This is a genomic window from Rhodanobacter sp. FW101-FHT13A11 (assembly GCF_058790335.1).
The window spans coordinates 27,389-42,427 of record NZ_JBYTCN010000006.1; the positions used below are offsets into that span (position 1 = coordinate 27,389).

At 68.5% G+C, this 15,039-nt stretch carries 15 protein-coding genes and 1 pseudogene; 15 read left to right on the top strand and 1 reads right to left on the bottom strand.

The features are described 5' to 3' along the window. Nucleotides 1–67 precede the first annotated feature (67 nt). The 7 genes from atpG to AC3WRN_RS08470 all read left to right on the top strand — a co-directional run bounded on the left by atpG (nt 68) and on the right by AC3WRN_RS08470 (nt 7,222). Entirely contained in the window at nt 68–985 is a 918-nt protein-coding gene (gene atpG, locus AC3WRN_RS08440) for a F0F1 ATP synthase subunit gamma (RefSeq protein WP_068096196.1), read from the top strand. 131 nt (nt 986–1,116) lie between these two features. Then, nucleotides 1,117–2,529 carry a F0F1 ATP synthase subunit beta gene (atpD, locus tag AC3WRN_RS08445; RefSeq protein ID WP_007512397.1) on the top strand — a complete coding sequence of 471 codons (1,413 nt, stop codon included), beginning with the start codon at nt 1,117–1,119 and terminating at the stop codon, nt 2,527–2,529. A 56-nt stretch (nt 2,530–2,585) separates the two neighbouring features. Further along, nucleotides 2,586–3,011, top strand: coding sequence for a F0F1 ATP synthase subunit epsilon (locus AC3WRN_RS08450; protein ID WP_068096194.1), 426 nt, complete (start codon nt 2,586–2,588; stop codon nt 3,009–3,011). Between the two features lie 169 nt (nt 3,012–3,180). Further along, nucleotides 3,181–3,711 carry a hypothetical protein gene (locus AC3WRN_RS08455; protein WP_153021744.1) on the top strand — a complete coding sequence of 177 codons (531 nt, stop codon included), beginning with the start codon at nt 3,181–3,183 and terminating at the stop codon, nt 3,709–3,711. Nucleotides 3,712–3,786: 75 nt separating this feature from the next. After that, complete coding sequence (gene glmU / locus AC3WRN_RS08460) at nt 3,787–5,172, top strand: bifunctional UDP-N-acetylglucosamine diphosphorylase/glucosamine-1-phosphate N-acetyltransferase GlmU (protein WP_492622632.1); 1,386 nt, start codon at nt 3,787–3,789, stop codon at nt 5,170–5,172. 457 nt (nt 5,173–5,629) lie between these two features. Then, on the top strand, nt 5,630–6,334 hold the full coding sequence (locus AC3WRN_RS08465; protein WP_492622633.1) for a BglII/BstYI family type II restriction endonuclease: 705 nt from the start codon (nt 5,630–5,632) through the stop codon (nt 6,332–6,334). A gap of 57 nt (nt 6,335–6,391) precedes the next feature. Next, nucleotides 6,392–7,222: an MT-A70 family methyltransferase gene (locus AC3WRN_RS08470; RefSeq protein ID WP_492622634.1), complete on the top strand. Its 831-nt coding sequence runs from the start codon at nt 6,392–6,394 to the stop codon at nt 7,220–7,222. A 6-nt stretch (nt 7,223–7,228) separates the two neighbouring features. Here AC3WRN_RS08470 and AC3WRN_RS08475 read toward each other — a convergent pair whose 3' ends face one another. Continuing rightward, nucleotides 7,229–8,221 (bottom strand): chorismate transformation FkbO/Hyg5 family protein, encoded by a 993-nt coding sequence (locus tag AC3WRN_RS08475; RefSeq protein WP_492622635.1) that lies wholly within the window; start codon nt 8,219–8,221, stop codon nt 7,229–7,231. 92 nt (nt 8,222–8,313) lie between these two features. On the opposite strand from AC3WRN_RS08475, the gene AC3WRN_RS08480 reads away from it, so the two are divergent. The 8 genes and pseudogenes from AC3WRN_RS08480 (at nt 8,314) to fabG (ending at nt 15,034) form a co-directional block, all read left to right on the top strand. Beyond that, nucleotides 8,314–8,583: a phosphopantetheine-binding protein gene (locus AC3WRN_RS08480; protein WP_492622636.1), complete on the top strand. Its 270-nt coding sequence runs from the start codon at nt 8,314–8,316 to the stop codon at nt 8,581–8,583. Nucleotides 8,584–8,680: 97 nt separating this feature from the next. Continuing rightward, nucleotides 8,681–9,400: a COG4648 family protein gene (locus AC3WRN_RS08485; RefSeq protein ID WP_492622637.1), complete on the top strand. Its 720-nt coding sequence runs from the start codon at nt 8,681–8,683 to the stop codon at nt 9,398–9,400. Then, nucleotides 9,397–9,696 carry an ApeI family dehydratase gene (locus AC3WRN_RS08490; protein ID WP_492622638.1) on the top strand — a complete coding sequence of 100 codons (300 nt, stop codon included), beginning with the start codon at nt 9,397–9,399 and terminating at the stop codon, nt 9,694–9,696. Before AC3WRN_RS08485 ends, AC3WRN_RS08490 begins: the two co-directional genes overlap by 4 nt. Further along, entirely contained in the window at nt 9,693–10,646 is a 954-nt protein-coding gene (locus tag AC3WRN_RS08495) for a lysophospholipid acyltransferase family protein (protein WP_492622639.1), read from the top strand. The genes AC3WRN_RS08490 and AC3WRN_RS08495 overlap by 4 nt, the downstream gene beginning before the upstream one ends. Further along, nucleotides 10,576–11,226, top strand: a complete 651-nt coding sequence (locus tag AC3WRN_RS08500; protein ID WP_492622640.1) for a LolA-related protein — start codon at nt 10,576–10,578, stop codon at nt 11,224–11,226. The genes AC3WRN_RS08495 and AC3WRN_RS08500 overlap by 71 nt, the downstream gene beginning before the upstream one ends. Nucleotides 11,227–11,228: 2 nt before the next feature. After that, nucleotides 11,229–13,634 (top strand): annotated as a pseudogene (locus AC3WRN_RS08505) (MMPL family transporter); the annotation flags it as partial. 129 nt (nt 13,635–13,763) lie between these two features. Then, nucleotides 13,764–14,234: a hotdog family protein gene (locus tag AC3WRN_RS08510; protein ID WP_492612623.1), complete on the top strand. Its 471-nt coding sequence runs from the start codon at nt 13,764–13,766 to the stop codon at nt 14,232–14,234. Between the two features lie 62 nt (nt 14,235–14,296). After that, nucleotides 14,297–15,034: a 3-oxoacyl-ACP reductase FabG gene (gene fabG / locus AC3WRN_RS08515; RefSeq protein WP_492622641.1), complete on the top strand. Its 738-nt coding sequence runs from the start codon at nt 14,297–14,299 to the stop codon at nt 15,032–15,034. Nucleotides 15,035–15,039 lie beyond the last annotated feature (5 nt).

A 15,039-nucleotide genomic window follows, 5' to 3' on the forward strand; every position in this document is an offset into this window, starting at 1 on the left:
TAGTGGCGAATCGGAAGGGAGGCAATCTTCTCCCTTCCCACCAGCGAGCATAACGAGCGGATAGAGCATGGCCAGCGGACGCGAAATCAAAACCAAGATCAAGAGCACGCAGAACATGCGCAAGGTGACGCGCGCGCTCGAGATGGTCTCGGCCTCGAAGATCCGCAAGGCGCAGGATCTGATGAAGGCCTCGCGCCCGTATGCGCGCTCGATGCGCAAGGTGATCGCGCACGTGGCGCAGGCCAGCACCGATTTCAGCCATCCGTTCCTGGTCCAGCGCGACAACGTGGCGCGGGTCGGCTACATCGTGGTGTCGACCGACCGCGGCCTGTGCGGCGGTCTCAACTCCAACCTGTTCCGCCGTCTGCTGCCGGCGATCGCCGAATGGCAGCGGCAGGGCGTGCAGGTCGACGTGGTGGCGATCGGGCAGAAGGCGGTGGCGTTCTTCCGCCGCCTCAAGGGCGTCAACCTGGTCGGCAGCGTCAGCCATCTCGGCGAAAAGCCGAAGCTCGAACAGCTGGTCGGCGTGATCAAGGTGATGATGGACGCCTACCAGGCCAACGGCCTGGACCGCGTGTTCCTCGCCTACAACGACTTCGTCAACACCATGACGCAGAAGCCGACCATCGATGCGCTGCTGCCGCTGCCGCTGGTGGCCTCGGAAATGGAAGCGCACCAGGAAGCGGGCGAGTCGGCCTATGCCGGCGTGAAGCTGGAAGCGAGCCACGACTGGGACTACATCTACGAGCCGGACGCGCAGACCGTGCTGGAGCACGTGCTGACCCGCTACATCGAGTCGGTGGTGTACCAGGCGGCGCTGGAGAATCTGGCCAGCGAGCACGCCGCGCGCATGGTCGCGATGAAGAGCGCGTCGGACAACGCGAACAAGGTGATCGGCGAACTGACCCTGGTCTACAACAAGGCCCGTCAGGCAGCGATCACCCAGGAAATCTCGGAAATCGTAGGCGGCGCAGCGGCTGTATAAGTGCGATCGTCCCTGATCGCAGAGCAAGATCAAAAGGCGGCCATCCATGGCCGCACTCCTAGTAAGAGCGACGTTTCATTGGCGCTTTGTACAAATCGAAATCTTAAAGAGATTCATCCGGAGCTATCAGCATGAGCCAGGGCAAAGTTGTTCAGATCATCGGCGCGGTCATCGACGTGGAGTTCCCGCGTGACCAGGTGCCGCAGGTGTATGACGCGCTGAAGATCGACGGCACCGAGATCACGCTGGAAGTGCAGCAGGTGCTGGGCGACGGCATCGTGCGCACCATCGCGCTCGGTTCGACCGAGGGCCTGAAGCGCGGCCTCGCGGCGCGCAATACCGGCGAAGGCATCAAGGTGCCGGTCGGCAAGCAGACGCTGGGCCGCATCATGGACGTGCTCGGCAACCCGATCGACGAAGCCGGTCCGATCGGCGAGCAGGACCGCTGGGTGATCCACCGCGAAGCGCCGAGCTACGCCGACCAGGCGGCCGCGAACGACCTGCTGGAAACCGGCATCAAGGTGATCGACCTGGTCTGCCCGTTCGCCAAGGGCGGCAAGGTCGGCCTGTTCGGCGGTGCCGGCGTAGGCAAGACCGTGAACATGATGGAGCTGATCAACAACATCGCGAAGGCGCACGCGGGCCTGTCCGTGTTCGCCGGCGTGGGCGAGCGTACCCGCGAGGGCAACGACTTCTACCACGAGATGAAGGACTCCAACGTGCTCGACAAGGTGGCCATGGTGTACGGCCAGATGAACGAGCCGCCGGGCAACCGCCTGCGCGTGGCGCTGACCGGCCTGACCATGGCCGAGTACTTCCGCGACGAGAAGGACGAGCACGGCAAGGGCAAGGACGTGCTGCTGTTCGTGGACAACATCTACCGCTACACGCTGGCCGGTACGGAGGTATCCGCGCTGCTCGGCCGCATGCCGTCGGCGGTGGGCTACCAGCCGACCCTGGCCGAGGAAATGGGCGTGCTGCAGGAGCGCATCACCTCGACCAAGACCGGCTCGATCACCTCGATCCAGGCCGTGTACGTGCCCGCGGACGACCTGACCGACCCGTCGCCGGCCACCACCTTCGCCCATCTGGACGCGACCGTGGTGCTCTCGCGCAACATCGCCTCGCTGGGCATCTACCCGGCGGTGGATCCGCTCGATTCCACCAGCCGCCAGCTCGACCCGAACGTGATCGGCCAGGAGCACTACGACGTCGCGCGCAAGGTGCAGGGCACGCTGCAGCGCTACAAGGAGCTGAAGGACATCATCGCGATCCTGGGCATGGACGAGCTGAGCGAAGAGGACAAGCAGGCCGTGGCGCGCGCGCGCAAGTGCGAGCGCTTCTTCTCGCAGCCGTTCCACGTGGCCGAGGTGTTCACCGGCTCGCCGGGCAAGTACGTGTCGCTGAAGGAAACCATCCGCGGCTTCAAGATGATCGTCGACGGCGACGTCGACCACCTGCCGGAGCAGGCGTTCTACATGGTCGGCGGCATCGACGAGGCGATCAAGAAAGCGGAAGAGATGGGCGCCAAGAAGGCCGCCTGATCCCTGCGGGCGGATCGCGCGTCCGCCCGTCGCCTCAAGCATTTGGAACCTGAGTCATGACCCACACCATTCGCGTCGACATCGTCAGTGCCGAAGCCGAGATCTTCTCCGGCGACGCGACGATGGTCGTTGCCACCGGCGAGATCGGCGAACTGGGCATCACGCCCCGCCATGCGCCGCTGATCACCCGCCTCAAGCCGGGCCATGTCGACGTGCTGCTGGCTGGCGGCGAGCGCCAGCAGTTCTGGATTTCCGGCGGCATGCTGGAAGTGCAGCCGCAGGTGGTCACCGTGCTGGCCGACACCGCCGCGCGCGCCGCCGACCTGGACGAGGCCTCCGCGCAGCGCGCCAAGAAGGAGGCCGAGGACGCGCTGGCCAACCGCACCGACGCGATGGAGATCGCCGAGGCGCAGGCCAAGCTGGCCGAGGCGATCACCCAGCTGCAGGCGCTGGAGCGGCTGCGCAAGAGCCTCAAGCATTAGTTTGTGCGCTCATCCTTGAGCGCAAAGCCAGGATCAAAAGGCGGCCATCCGCGGCCGCCTTCATGGATGAAGCGGTCGCTTCGATGGACATCGCGAAGAAGGACGCCGGCCTTGTGCCGGCGTTTTCGTATCGGCACGATGCAGCTTTGGGCAGACAGGGATGATGGCGATGACGCGGCTGAAATGCGCGTGGAGCGGACTGTTGCTGGCCCTCGCCGGCTGCGCCACCATGCAGCCCGCGCAGCGGCCGTCGCCATCCGCCACGGGCGAGGCATCGTGGCGGGCCGTGGTGCCGCCCGGCACGACGCGCTACCAGCTGGCGCTGGGCGAGGTGTCCAGCGGCGGCACGCCGTTCCAGCGCGTGGTGCCGGTGTATCCGCCGAATCTGCTCGCCGTTTGCCCGCCGCCGCAGGAAGTGCCGGCGCTGTTCATCGTCGGTGCGAATGGCGTGGTCGGCGAAGTGCGCGTGACAGCCGAGGCGCAGGCCGATGCCGGCCGGCGCGCCTTCATCGCCGCGGTGCGCGTGGCCGCGCTGCAATGGCGATTCAACCCGTTGCAGATCGATCGCTGGGCCGCCGACGCCGACGGCAACAGCCACGTGGTGGACAGCGCGACGAAACCGTTCAGCCTGGCCTATGTATTCCGTTTCGAGTGCCACGCCGGCCGGCCCACGGTTACGTCCGCGGCGGCGCAGCCCTGAGCCCTTTTCCGCCACAGTCCGGCCCGGGCTGGCTGCTATGCTTTTTTTGATCAGGACGCGTCGAGGCCTCATTGCATGAACCAAGTTCCGCTCCACGTCATCATCCTCGCCGCCGGCGCCGGCACGCGGATGAAATCGAACCGGGCCAAGGTGCTGATGCCGCTGGCCGGGCGGCCGCTGCTGGCGCACGTGGTCGACACCGCGCGTGCGCTGCGGCCGGCGGCCATCCATGTCGTCTACGGCCACTGCGGCGAGCAAGTGCAGGCGGCGTTCGCCGGCCAGGCCGACTTGCGCTGGGTGCTGCAGGCCGAACGGCTGGGCACCGGCCATGCGGTGGAGCAGGCGCTGGCCGGCGTGCCCGACGACGCGCCGGCCGGGAATGTGCGCGTGCTGGTGCTGTACGGCGACGTGCCGCTGACCCGGGCCGACACCCTGCAGCAACTGGTGGCGGCGGACGGCGGCTTCTGTCTGCTCACCACGCGGCTCGCCGATCCGCGCGGCTATGGCCGCGTGCTGTGCGACGGCAACGGCTTCGTGCGCGCGGTGGTCGAGGAGAAGGACGCCGACGACGCCCAGCGCGCGGTGAACCTGGTCAACACCGGCATCCTAGTCGCCGAGGCGGGGGCGCTGCGCGGCTGGATCGGCCGGCTCGACCGCAACAACGCGCAGGGCGAGTACTACCTCACCGACATCTTCGGCATGGCCGCCGCCGAGCACCGGCCCGCGCTCGGCGTCGAGTGCGCCGATCCGCTCGAGGCCGCCGGCGCGAACGATCCGCTGCAGCTGAGCGAACTGGAAGCGGCGTATCGCCGGCGCGCCGCGCATGCGCTGATGTCGGACGGCGTGCGGCTGGCCGACCCGCTGCGCGTCGACGTGCGCGGCACGGTCGAAACCGGCCGTGACGTCGAGCTCGACATCGACGTGATCCTGGAAGGTCGCGTGGTGCTCGGCGACGACGTGCGCATCGGCGCGTTCACCCGGCTGAAGGACGTGCAGCTGGCGGCCGGCACGACGGTGCAGCCGCACTGCGACCTGGACGGCGTGGTGACCCATGGCCCCTGCACGATCGGTCCGTTCGCGCGGCTGCGCCCCGGCACCGAGCTGGATGCCGGCGTGCACATCGGCAATTTCGTGGAAACCAAGAAGGCGCATCTCGGCGAAGGCAGCAAGGCGAACCACCTCACCTACCTCGGCGACACCGTGGTGGGCCGCGGCGTCAACATCGGCGCCGGCACCATCACCTGCAACTACGACGGCGTGAACAAGTTCGTCACGCGCATCGACGACGGTGCCTTCATCGGCTCCAACAGCGCGCTGGTGGCCCCGGTGACCATCGGCGCACAGGCCACCATCGGCGCCGGCTCGGTGATCACGCATGACGCCCCGGCGGGCGAACTCACCGTGGCGCGCGGCCGGCAGCAGACGTTCGAGGGATGGAAGCGGCCAGTGAAGCAGAAGTAGCCGCGCAGAACGGCTTCCTGCCGCGTTGGGATGGGGTGTCGGGCGAACTGTGACTGGTTCGGATCAGCGCCGCCACCGCCGCTGCAGGGGCTCGGGTGCTGCACCCGTGCGGCTTGCTTCCCTTGCTGGTCATGGCCATGTTGCAGCCATCAAACCGCCCCAACGGATGCGAGGCCAATATGCGTGAACTGCCGCGTGAGATCTTGCTTTCTTCGACGGCATGGAGCACGGGTGCGATCTGGTGTTCGCTAGCGGCGACGGCAAGCAGATGGTCACGCTCAACAAGCGCTGGGCGCGCGAGGAACTGCACCTGTACCCGGCCTACGACTAGCACTGCACCTGCATGCGCAGGGCGGGCTGAACTAGAGCGAGTGCTTCCGCAACACGGTTGCAAGGCGATGCGTGGCAGGTTCGAATGGTTTGCCTTGTGCCTGCTAACATCGACGCTTGATCTCGATTGTCGGTATTCAAAGAAACCATGGATTTGACTCAATCATTCGAACACTGCTTTCCGTCGGATGTTCGCAAACGGTACCTGTTTGCGGAGACGCGAAATGCCGCCACCGTGTTCGCCGCCACCAATCCTGATGCGTTCGAACAAGTGGTCGACGTGCTTCGGAATTTTCACTTGCGAACGTCGGATCTGATTACGCCTGGCGGTCAGGAGAGCGATCTGGCGGCGAGGGCGAACCGGATGTTCCGGGAGCGGGGCTGGCGCGAGGCACGTGTCGACACTCTCATACAACTTTCCTTGCAGAGGAGGCCGTTGCGCGAGGCAGGGGAAACGAGCTTGGAGCCGATCGTCACCGAGACACGGAACGAAGGGTATAAGGTCGACAACTTCCGTGATCGCGTGGCGCTGGATATGGAGTGGAATGCCAAGGACGGAAACCTCGACCGAGATATCGGTGCCTATCGGTCGCTCTACGACGCGGCTCTGATCGACATCGGCGTGCTGATTACGCGCACGCTGGATCTCCGGGACTTGGGTCGCCGGCTGGGTCTTGAGGCTGGCATGTCGGCCGATCAGGCACGGCGCATCCTGAACACCACGACCACTACCAATCGCGAGAAGTTGTTGCCGCGCATGACACGTGGTGACGCGGGTGGGTGCCCCTTGTTGGCCGTGTTTATTTGCTCTGCGACACACACGCCGGACTAGCGCGATATGCCAAGATCCAATAGACTCTATCTCTGAAGATCTAATTGGACAATCGTAATGGCGATGCCGCTGGTTGAGCAGGAACATGCCGTTCCGCTGCCTGTTACCGAGGAAGGTTGGAGCACTATTCTCGCGGATCCGCCTTGGCGGTTTGCCAACCGGACGGGGAAGGTCGCTCCCGAGCATCGCCGGTTGGATCGCTATTCAACCATGGAGCTTGGCGATATTTGCGCGCTTCCTGTGCGGTCGGTGGCAGCAAAAAACAGCCATCTGTACCTGTGGGTTCCCAATGCCTTGCTGCCCGATGGCATGAAGGTCATGGAAGCGTGGGGATTTCGCTATGTCTCCAATATCGTATGGGCGAAGCGACGCAAGGATGGTGGCCCGGACGGTCGCGGCGTGGGCTTCTACTTTCGTAATGTCACCGAGCTGCTGCTGTTCGGCGTACGTGGCTCGATGCGAACGCTTGCGCCGGCACGCAGCCAAGTCAATATGATCGAGACCCGCAAAAGAGAGCATTCCAGAAAGCCGGACGAGCAATACGAACTGATCGAGGATTGCTCTCCGGGACCATATCTTGAGATGTTTGCACGCCGCCAGCGTCCTGGTTGGGCGGCATGGGGTGCGGAGTCAGCGACGGAGGTTGAGCCACGCGGGCGGCAACACAAAGGTTATGCTGGTGGCCCCATGCAACTGCCGCTGATCGCGCCACGCTCTCGGCTTGACGACCGGGACGCTGAAGATATTGGCCGGGCACTCAAGAAGAAATATGAGCAGGGGCACTCGATCCGCGAATTGTCGGAAGAAACGACGTATTCCATTGGTCGAGTGAGAACCCTTTTGAGTGCGGCCGAAACGCAGTTCCGGCCGCGCGGTGGGTCGAGGTAACTCGCTTCACGCGTAGCGCCAGCCATCGATCTCCACCAGCAGCTCGCTGCGGCAGATGTCGCCGTGCAGCAGCAGCACCGGCACGCCGGGCAGGCGCTGCTGCAGGAAGTCGCGCACGCGCGGGGCGTCGGCGACGTGGCGCACGTAGGCCTTCAGCGGCGAGTGGGTGTCGAAGCCGGCGGCCATGCCGGCGCTGGACAGCAGGGTTTCGAGGTTGGTCAGGGTTTCGACGAGCTGGGCGTCGAGATCGTCCTGGTGCGCCGAGGCATGCCCCACCACCGCGGCGGTGCCGGAGATCGCCAGCACGTCCTGCGCCGGCAGCGCCATCGCGCGGGCGAAGCTGGGCGGCGTGCGGCCGTACTGGCGCGGGTAGCGCCAGGCGCTGACCTGGCGCGGGTTTTCCACCCGCGTGCCGGCCCGGTCGCTGGCCAGCAGGTAGACCTGCAGGCGGTGCTCGCCACCGTGGTGGCCGATCGCGGTGGCGGCGGGGAAGCCTTCGGCGAAGAAGTCGCCCATGCCGGCGGCGCGGCCGTCGCAGAAGTGCTTGTAGCGTTCGGCGTCGCCGTCGCCCTGGTTGATCGCGCCCAGGTAGTTCCACACGCGCAGCACGTGCCGTTCGCCGCGCGTGGCGACGAAACGATGCAGCAGCTCGTATGCCCGTTGCGCGGTGGCGGCGGGGCCGCCGTGCTCGCGCTCGTCCAGCTCGATCGCGGCGAACAGCCAGCCGCCGCCGGCCGACCAGCGCAGCGCGCCGTCGCTGCCGCAGCTCACCGGCGCGTCGACCTGCCACAGCTCCAGCGGCGCGGGGGCGTCGAAACTTTCCAGGGCCACCTGCAGGTAGCGCGGGTCGTCGCCGGCCGCCGCCGCCTTGGCGAAGCCGAACAGCGCCAGCGTGCCGGGTTCGGCCAGGGTGGCGGCGATGTCGGCGATGCGGTAGGACACCCGCGGGGCGCGGCGCGTCAGCGGGTCGATCTGCGGGTTTTCACATCCCTGAATCATTGCGTGCAACCGGGAACGATAGGGGCGCTATGTTACACTCCGCGCCCACTGCCACCGGGGGGAGGCAATGCATTCAGCGTACGGAACCGAGCATGGCGGAACAGACAGCGGCGCAGCACGAATTGGCCACCCTGGTCGTGGAATGCCTGAATCTCGAGAGCGTCACCCCCGAACAGATCGACCCCGACGCTCCGCTGTTCGGCGGCGAGTTGGGGCTCGATTCGATCGACGCGCTGGAAATCGCCCTGGCCGTGTCCAGGCGCTACGGCTTCCAGCTGCGTTCGGACAATCCGGACAACCGGCAGATCTTCACCAGCCTGCGCACGCTGTCCGCGCATGTCGAGAAGAACCGCGCCGCTTGAAGCGGGCGCATCGACGCATCGACGTCGCTTTTGTCACGCCATGTTCCGGCGCCGGTGGCAGGCTGGCGGCTTCGACGGAGCCAACGCGGAACCCGGCATGACGTCCTCTTCACTTTCGTCCGATCACATCACGCGGCGTTACGGCCTGCTGTTGCTGCCGGCCTATCCGCTGCTGGCGATCGCCGGCGCGGTGACGCAGCGGCAGGTTTTTGCGCTGCTGGCGCTGGCGCTGCTGCTGACCGTGCCGATGCTGTCGCAGTTGCTGGCACGCCGCGCCGCGGCGTGGCTGCTGTGGTCGGGCCTGCTGGCCGGCCTGCTGTGGACGTGGCGGCACGGTTTAGCCGGCTTGCTGCTGGAGGCGGTGCCGGTATTGATCAATGCGTTGCTGGCGGGCTGGTTCGGCCGCACGCTGGGTACGGCCGAGCCGCTGGTGGAGCGTTTCATCGTCGCCATCGAGGGCGCCGAGCGGCTGCGGCAGCCGGGGGTGACCGCCTACGCGCGCCAGGTCACCTGGTTCTGGACAGTGCTGCTGGCTGCCCAGGCGCTGCTGCTGGCGGTGCTGCTGCTGTGCGCCGACCACGACGGGCTGCTGGCGCGCGCCGGCGTCGCCTCGCCGCTGGCGGTGCCCGATCGCTGGGCCGCGGCGTGGCTGCACGTGGGTGGCTACCTGCTGCTGGGCGCGGCGTTCCTGCTGGAGTACGCCTACCGGCGCTGGCGGCTGCGCCATCTGCACCATCCCGGCCTGCACGACACGCTGCTGCGGCTGGTGCTGCACTGGCCGCAACTGCTGCGCGGCAAGCGCGTGGCGGCGCCATGAGCGCCGGTTTCGAGCAGGCGTTGCGCATCGGCGCGGGGCATCCCGCGTTGCCCGGCCATTTCCCCGGCGTGCCGCTGGTGCCGGGGGTGGTGTTGCTGGAGCAGGTGGCGCTGGCCCTGCGCGCCTGGCGCGGCCAGCGGCTGGCGCGGGTGCTGGAAGCGAAATTCGCGGCGCCGCTGCTGCCGGAGGAAACCGCCACGCTGCATCTGAGCGCCGCCGCCGGCGCGCAAGTCCGGTTCGAGATCCGGCGCGACGGCATGGTGCTGGCACGCGGCCGGGTCGAGGGAGCGGCATGAGCATGCAGGGACACTGGCAGAGCCGGCCTGAAGGCGGTGGCCGCTTCGCGCTGTGGCTGATCCGCACGATCGCGCTGCACGGCGGGCGCCGCCTGGGCCGGTTCTGCCTGTATCCGATCACGCTGTACTTCTTCCTGCGCCGCGGACCGGAGCGGCGGGCCTCGCGCCAGTACCTGCAACGCGTGTTCGGCCGGCCGCCCACGGTGTGGCAGGTGCTGCGGCACATCCATTGTTTCGCCGCCACCACCCTGGACCGGATCTTCCTGCTGGCGCACGGCGAACGGCCGTTCCAGATCGAGACCGAAGGCCTGGCCCTGCTCGACGAACGCATCGCCCTGGGCCGCGGCGTGCTGCTGTTCGGCTCGCACCAGGGCAGCTTCGAGGCGCTGCGGGCGATCGGCGCGCGCCGGCCGGAGATGTCGCTGCGGGTGGTGCTGGACAAGCAGAAGACGCCGGCGATGACCGAGCTGCTGGAAGCGCTGGCGCCGCAGGTGGGTGCCAACGTGATCGATGCGGCGCAGGACGGCACCACGATCGTGCTGGCGATGGCCGAGGCCTGCCAGGGCGGTGCGCTGGTGGCGATGCTGGCCGATCGCGGCCGCGGCCACGAGGTGCTGCGGCGTACCGGCTTCCTCGGTTCGCCGGCGCCGTTCCCGGTCAGCCCGTGGCTGCTGGCGCACGCGCTGCAGGTGCCGGTGGTACTGTGCTTCGGCCTGTATTTGGGCGGCAACCGCTACCGGCTGGTGTTCGAGCCGTTCTGCGACCGGGTGGAGGTGCCGCGGCAGGCCCGCGGCCCGGCGCTGGATGCGTTGATTGCCCGCTACGCGCAACGGCTGGAACACTATGTCCAGGTCGCTCCCTACAACTGGTTCAATTTCTATGATTTCTGGCAAGACGCGCCTATGGCTGCTGATCCTGCTGCTGCCGTGGGCGAGCGCGTCGGCGCTTGAGCCGGCCCCGGCGGCATCGGCGGCGACGCTGATTGCCGCGCTGGGCCAGCCGGCCCCGGCGCATACCGCGTTCGCCGAGGCGCGCTTCCTGCAGGTGCTCGACCGGCCGCTGGTGGTCTCGGGCGAGTTGTCGTGGCTGGGCGGCGATCGGCTGCAGCGGCGCGTCGAGCATCCGCAAAAGGAAACCGCCACCATCGCCGACGGCGAGGTGACCCAGCAGCGCGACGGCAGGAGCCCGCGGCACTTCTCGCTGAAGCGCGCGCCGCAGCTGCAGGTGCTGCTGGACAGTTTCGTGGCGCTGCTCAGCGGCGACGCCGCTCGATTGCAGCAGGCGTTCGAGGTCCGCCAGACCGGCGACGCCGGCGGCGCGTGGGCGCTGACCCTGGTGCCGCGGGATGCCCGCGTGGCGAAGACCGTCGCCAGCATCCGCATCGACGGCCACGCGAAGGAGTCGCGCTGCATGCACATGCAGGAAGCCGACGGCGACATCGCGGTCGACCTGCTCGGCCCGCTGGCCGCGCGGATGCCGGCTGCGCCCACCCGCGAGGCGCTCGACGCGCTGTGCCGGAGCGCGCCCTGAGCATGAGCCGGGGCGCACGCGCGACGCTGCTGGCGGTCTGGCTGCTGGCGCTGGCCGGGCTGGGTTGGATGGTGAGCCAGCGGCTGCACGTCAGCACCGACTTGCGCAGCTTCATGCCGGCGCCGACCACGCCGGACCAGCGCCTGCTGATGGAGCAGGTCGGCGAAGGGCCGGGTTCGCGCTTGCTGCTGCTGTCGATTGGCCGCTCCTGCGCGTCCGGCAATTGCTCCTTGCATTGCTCTGACTCCGGCGTCCCTGCCGTCGCCTGCGCCCGCGGCACTGGGCCATCCATGGCCGGCGCTGGCGGATCCGATGCGCAGCTGGCGAACCTGAGTCAGGGCCTCGCTACTTCGCTGAAAAACGACAAGCGCTACAGCCAGGTGCTCAACGGCAGCTTCGACCTCGGCGCGCTGGACGCCGGCCTGCTGCCGTACCGCTACCTGCTGTCGCCCACGCTGGACACGCAGCTGCTGGACGAGTCGTATCTCTCTGATCAGTTGCAGCAGCGGCTGGACGATCTGTCGTCGCCCGCGGCGAGCCTGCTGAAAGGGCTGCTGCCGCGCGACCCCACGCTGGAGGTGCTGAAGCTGGCCGAGCGCTGGGCGCCGGCGAAATCGCCGGAGCTGCGCGAGGGCGTATGGTTTTCGCCGCAGGGCGAGGCGCTGCTGCTGGTACAGACGGTTGCCGCCGGTTTCGATCCCGGCGCGCAGCAGCAGGCGATCGACGGCATCCGCCGGGCGTTCGCCGCGCTGCCCGGCAGCGCCGGGGCGAAACTCGAGTTGAGCGGGCCGGGCTATTTCAGCGTGGTGGTCGGTGCGCAGACACGGCACCAGGCCGACTGGATCGGGCGCATCTCCACCGTGGGCTTCATCGCGCTGCTGCTGCTGGCGTACCGTAGCTTCGGCTCGCTGCTGCTGTCGGCGTTGCCGATCGCCAGCGCCGCGCTGGCCGGCATCGCCGTGTTGACGCTCGCGTTCCCCGAAGTGCACGGGATCACCCTGGCGTTCGGCTTCACCCTGCTCGGTGTGGCGCAGGAGTATCCGATCCGCGTGCTCAGCCACCGCCGCGCCGGCGAGGATGCGGTGGCCAGCGTGCGCACGCTGTGGCCGCTGCTGCTCACCGCGATCGCCTCGGCCTGCATCGCCTACCTGGCGTTCTACGCCTCCGGCGTGAACGGGCTGAAGCAGCTGGCGGTGTTCACCATCGTCGGCCTGCTGGTGGCCGGCTTCAGCACGCGCTACCTGCTGCCGCACCTGCTGCCGCGGCGCGTGCGCGACGTCGCCGACATGCGCTGGCTGGCGCGCGCGCGCGAGGTGGTCGACCGGTTGCCGCGGCCGCGCTGGATTCCCGCCGCGGTCGCCGTGGCGATCGTGCTGATGCTGGCGCTCGCGCCCGCGCCGTTCTGGCAGGACAACCTCGCCGCGCTGACCCCTTTGCCGCAGGATCTGCTGCAGCACGACGCGCGCCTGCGCGAGGCGCTCGGCGCGCCGGACGTGCGCTACCTGCTGGTGCTGCAGGCGCCGACCGAGCAGGGCGTGCTGGCACTGTCGGAAACACTGCAGCCGCGGGTGGATGCGCTGCTGGCGAAGCAGGCCGCCGACGCGCTGGAACTGCCGTCGCGCTATCTGCCTAGCGTGGCGGTGCAGCGCGAACGGCAGCAGAAGCTGCCCGACCGCGCCACGCTGCAGCGCGCGCTGGATGAGGCCTTGCAGGGCCTGCCGTTCCGCGCCGACCTGTTCCAGCCGTTCCTCGACGATGTGCAGGCGGCGCGCCGGCTGCCGCCGCTGACACCGCAGCGCTACGCGCAGGCGCCGCTGGGCCAGCGCCTCGCCGCGATGCTGGTGGAGCGCGACGGCCACTGGCTGGGCCTGGGCACGGTCAGCGGCGTGCACGACGTGGCTGCGTTGCAGGCGCTGGGCGAAAACACGCATGGCGCAGTGCGCCTGCTCGACCTCAAGGCCGCTTCCGAGTCGCTGGTGGTCGGCTACCGCACGCGCATCCTGCAGGCGCTGCTGGCCGCCGCGGTGCTGCTGGTGCTGACCATCGCCTTCGCGCTGCGCAGCCTGCGCCGCGCCTGGCACGTGCTGGCGCCGATGACGCTGGCCACCTTCCTGGTGCTGGCGGTGGAGCGCGTGGCCGGCGTCGAGATCTCGCTGTTCCACCTGGTCGCGCTGATCCTCGCCGGTGGCCTCGGCCTGCACTACGCGCTGTTCTTCGAGCGCGACACCGGCGACCCGGCCGAGCAGCGGCGCACGCTGCACGCCACCCTGGTTTGCGTGCTGTCCGCGCTGCTGGTGTTCGGCATGCTGGCGTGGGCCACGATCCCGGTGCTGCGCGCGATCGGGCTCACCGTGAGCCTGGGCGTGGCGTTCCACTTCTGCCTGTCGATCCTGATGGCGCCGCATGCCAGGAGCCTGTCGGGCTTTGGTGGTCGAGGCGAAAATCTGGCTGAGCGAGGCCAGATTTTCGACGGTTCGCCGCCCCACAGTGGTTCTATGGGGCAAGACTCGGCGGAAATACGGATCGCTCAGACGGATTTGCAGCCCGGCCAACCGAAGTCCGACAGGCTCCTCGCGAAGACTGACTGGGCGCACCTGATCCCGCACGCGGGCGCGATGTGCCTGCTCGACGCGGTGCTGGCGTGGGACGAGCGGACGATCCACGCCACCAGTGCAGGCCACGCGCGCACGGACAACCCGTTGCGCGGCGCGCACGGTCTGCACGCGGTGCACCTGGCCGAATACGGCGCGCAGGCGATGGCGGTGCACGGCGCGTTGCTGGCGCGTGCGCGCGGCCGCGTCGGGATGCGCGCCGGCCGGCTGGTCAGCCTGCGCGAGGTGCAGCTGCACGAGGAATATGTCGATCGGCTCGACGGCCATCTGGACGTCCATGCCGAATGCCTTTACGCCGACGACGGCGGCGCGCAGTATGCGTTCCGCGTCGAGCATCGCGGCCGGCTGCTCGCCAGCGGGCGTGCCGCGGTGATCCATCCGGCCGACGCCGGCTGACCGCCGCGAGCGACGCCCCGGGGCGCTGCGCTAAACTCGCGCTTTTCACCGGGCCGCAAGCCATGACCGAACCCGCGAACCCGCGCCGCGCCCTCGTCACCGGCGGCAGCGGCGAACTCGGCGGCGCGATCTGCCATGCGCTCGCCGGCGCCGGCTGGCACGTGATCGTGCATGGCCACCACAGCCTGGCCCGTGCCGAAGAAACGGCGGCGGCGATCGTCGCCGCCGGCGGCAGCGCGCAGGCGGTCGCGTTCGACGTCACCGATGCGGAAGTGGTGCATGCCGCACTGGACGTGCTGCTGTCCGAAGGGCCGATCCTGGCGCTGGTCAACAACGCCGGTATCCACGACGACGCGCCGATGGCGGGGATGAGCGACGAGCAGTGGCATCGGGTGATCGACGTCTCGCTGCACGGTTTCTTCCACGTCACCCGGCCGCTGCTGCTGCCGATGGCGCGCGCGCGCTTCGGCCGCATCGTCTCGATCGGCTCGGCGGCGGCGCAGTTGGGCAACCGCGGGCAGACCAACTACGCGGCGGCGAAGGCCGCGCTGATGGGCGCCGGCAAGTCGCTGGCGCGCGAGATGGCCTCGCGCGGGATCACCGTCAACGTGGTCGCGCCCGGCGTGATCGAAGGGCGCATGGCCGAGGCGGCGTTCCCGCCCGGGCGCATCCGCGAACTGGTGCCCGCGCAGCGCGCCGGCAAGCCGGAGGAAGTCGCCGCGCTGGTGGCGTTCCTGTGCTCGGACGCGGCCGGCTACATCAATGGCCAGGTGATCGGCGTCAACGGCGGGATGGGCTGAGCCGG